The following is a 2,901-nucleotide window of genomic DNA, read 5'->3' as shown; positions in this document are numbered from 1 at the left end:
TTCTGAGGCTGCAATCAGAGCAGAGCGTTTCGATATCTCTGCTTGGCAATCAGCTCAGTTAAGATCCAAGCTACCCAAGGGGATCTACTGGATTCAGCCAGTAGAAAGGGGGAAGATCCTCTGGAACCTAATCTTGTTAATAGATTACTTAACTTCTGGCGATCGACCAGAACATCAAATCTTAGTTGAAGAGTATCTAGCGACGTTGCCATCAGTGAGCTGAGACATTACCCCATTAGTAGTTTGAAAATCTACTAATGGGGTAGGCTTTTTTGCTCCGATAAATTCGCATTCATAAATCCGAAATTAGTGTTTTTAAACTTATGAAACCCTAATAGGACTTGTGTAATCTTGCTTTGTCACCGATATTTTGCAGAGATAGTCGGATGGTTATTTTGCTGCGAAAAAAAAACAACAAATGTTGGATGAATGACAACTATTTACGCGCTGCATTGAGAATTTAGTAAGCATAAACCTTGACATTATTAAAGAGAATATATCATGAATTATGAATACTCAATCCTGACCGAATACTTCCCCGAAAGTGTCATTGAAGAATTTAAAGGGCGCATCTAGCGGTTGTGGGAGAGGTCAAAAAGTAAAAAAGGATGAGAGAATTACTCCATCCGCAACAAAAAAACAAATTGACTATGACTGTACAACATCTAGAGAGCTTATATCCAGATTTAGCAGAATGGACATCAAACTGTGAACAGTTACGTCAAGCCAAAACACTACCTGAATTGGTATGGCTCGGATTACAACTGGGGTTGCTATTTGCACGGTTGGCAGTAGAACAAGAACTCAACAACCGAGCGATAGAGCCAACTAATTGGCATAAATGCACTGGCTGTCAAAAACAAATTGGCTCAAAAGGATTCCGTCCCCGCCAAATGTCCACGTTGATTGGGTGCATTAAATGAAAGCGAAGAGTGGGAAAATGCACGACTAAAACCTGTAAAGTCAGTTTGAGCGTGCCGTTAGATCAAGCATTAGGGATTACGCCGTATCAATCCAGTAGCGAGGAACTAATCCGACTAGGATGCTTACTGAGTATAGTGATGCCCTATGAACTATCCAGTTGGATGTTGCATCAATGTACAGGGATTACCGTCAGTGCCAGCACATTGTGGAACTGGGTGGAGAGATCTGGAACTAAGGCTAAGTCACGATTAGACGAACAATTAGAGCAGTATCTCCAGGGTGAATCAATGCCAACCGAAAGCCTCGACGAAGTAACAGCCGCCCTCCGGTTAGCTATCGCCGCAGATGGCGTAATGGTCCCCTTCCGCCCTCAGCCTAAAACGCCCAAGGGCAAAACCCAATGGCGGGAAGTTAAAGTGGGCTTACTAGTTCGATTAGGCTCCAGACTGACTCGTGCAGGCACACAGGTCACTCGGCTGTTGCGTCGCCGATTGGTTGCTGTCTTAGGGGATATTGATACTTTTATCCCTCTGATTCAATTAGAGGCACAACTTCAGTCTTACCAATCTGCACCTCAAGTGATTTGGCTCAGTGACGGTGGGCGTGGTTTTTGGCGAGTATATCGTCAATGCTTTGCTCATTGTGCCATTGGCATTCTCGATTTCTATCATGCTGCTGGACATCTGTGGCGTGCGACTGCTGCTCTGTTCGACGGTCATTCCCCATACGCAATCCAATGGTTTAAACGCTGGCGTTCTCTTTTGCGACATGGACACCACCAAACTGTGCTCACTTCTCTAGCTTCACTAGCTAATGCTGATATTGCCCAAGGGGAAGATTTAGAGACTGTTCAACAGGTTCAAGCTTATTTTCAGGCTCATCAGCTCCATATTCGTTACCACTCCTTTAAACGACAGGACTGTCCGCTTGGTAGTGGCATGATTGAAAGTGCTTGTAAATGGCTGATCCAGCAACGATTTAAGGGTGTTGGGATGCGGTGGAGTGAGGATGGTTTCAATCATCTACTTCACTTGAGACTTAATTGGATCAATCATCGTTTTGATTCTTTATTTCCCCATGTCTCGCTCCGGCAAATTGACCCCTCCCACAACCGCTAGATGCGCCCACTAGTCTTAATCGCTTTTTTTATTGGAATCATCCCGCTTGTTGTTGGTATTTTGTTTTTATGGGGATCTCCAAAGGTAAATATAGTTACTACTGGAGGATCTACAGCTCCCGTGGTTGGATGGCCCTGGCAAAATCAGGAAGCACAGTCGTTTGCAGATGCACTGCGGGGTCAACTATTTAGCGAATAATTTATTAGAATGTGGGCTTTAGAGCTTTTAGCGATCGTATTAGCAATTAGTATCGGCTGCCAGTTGCTAATTTTCACTCTTAACTTTATTTTTGCTGGTAATAAAGTTATTGGCGGTTTTATTAAAGGAATAAAACGCCATTTTGTATCCAGCCTGATAATTTCTCTAATAGTTACGGGCGTATGCTGGTTAGTTCGAGTTCCAAAGCATGTTGCTATCTTTGCATTTCTTGCATCTTTTATCGGTACCATATTTATTTTACTAGGAAACGATAATGATAACGATATGTTCAAAAAGCTCTAATCGTTTGTAACTACGCTCGATCGCCACACAGAACTCAAGCTCAAACTTCAATCTAAACTAGGAAAACAATTCGATATGACAGCTCCGAACAAATTCACAAGATCGATCGCCCAACGTTTTCAGCAAATCACTACATTAGCTTTTACTGCTACTTGTTTAGCAGCACTTAATCCACCCACAGCCGCACTTGCAAGACCAATTGTAATCAAAGATGGATGTAAGAATTCAGGTGTGGGAAAGGGGAATGAGAGAAGGCATTGCCAAGTCACAAGAATGAGCAGAAATAGCCTCACGGAAAAAAGCCATCGCAGAACGAGCTTGAAAGCGACAAGTTTGAATGACACTGAGTAGATTCGCC

The 2,901-nt window shown here is 43.2% G+C and carries 2 protein-coding genes and 1 pseudogene; all 3 read left to right on the top strand.

What is annotated here, in order from left to right; all coding sequences use genetic code 11:
• On the top strand, window positions 1-223 hold a 223-nt coding region (locus tag ACEW9I_RS24545; protein WP_373542959.1), incomplete at its 5' end, for a hypothetical protein.
• 427 nt (window positions 224-650) lie between these two features.
• Window positions 651-2,042, top strand: a pseudogene (locus tag ACEW9I_RS24540) (ISKra4 family transposase).
• Between the two features lie 207 nt (window positions 2,043-2,249).
• Window positions 2,250-2,543 carry a hypothetical protein gene (locus ACEW9I_RS24535; RefSeq protein WP_373542958.1) on the top strand — a complete coding sequence of 98 codons (294 nt, stop codon included), beginning with the start codon at window positions 2,250-2,252 and terminating at the stop codon, window positions 2,541-2,543.
• Window positions 2,544-2,901: the final 358 nt, after the last annotated feature.

The sequence above is a fragment of the Chamaesiphon sp. genome (assembly GCF_041738855.1).
In the GTDB taxonomy this organism is placed as follows: domain Bacteria; phylum Cyanobacteriota; class Cyanobacteriia; order Cyanobacteriales; family Chamaesiphonaceae; genus Chamaesiphon.
Note: the sequence above shows the minus strand (reverse complement) of the source record. Positions and strands in the feature narration are given on the sequence as shown.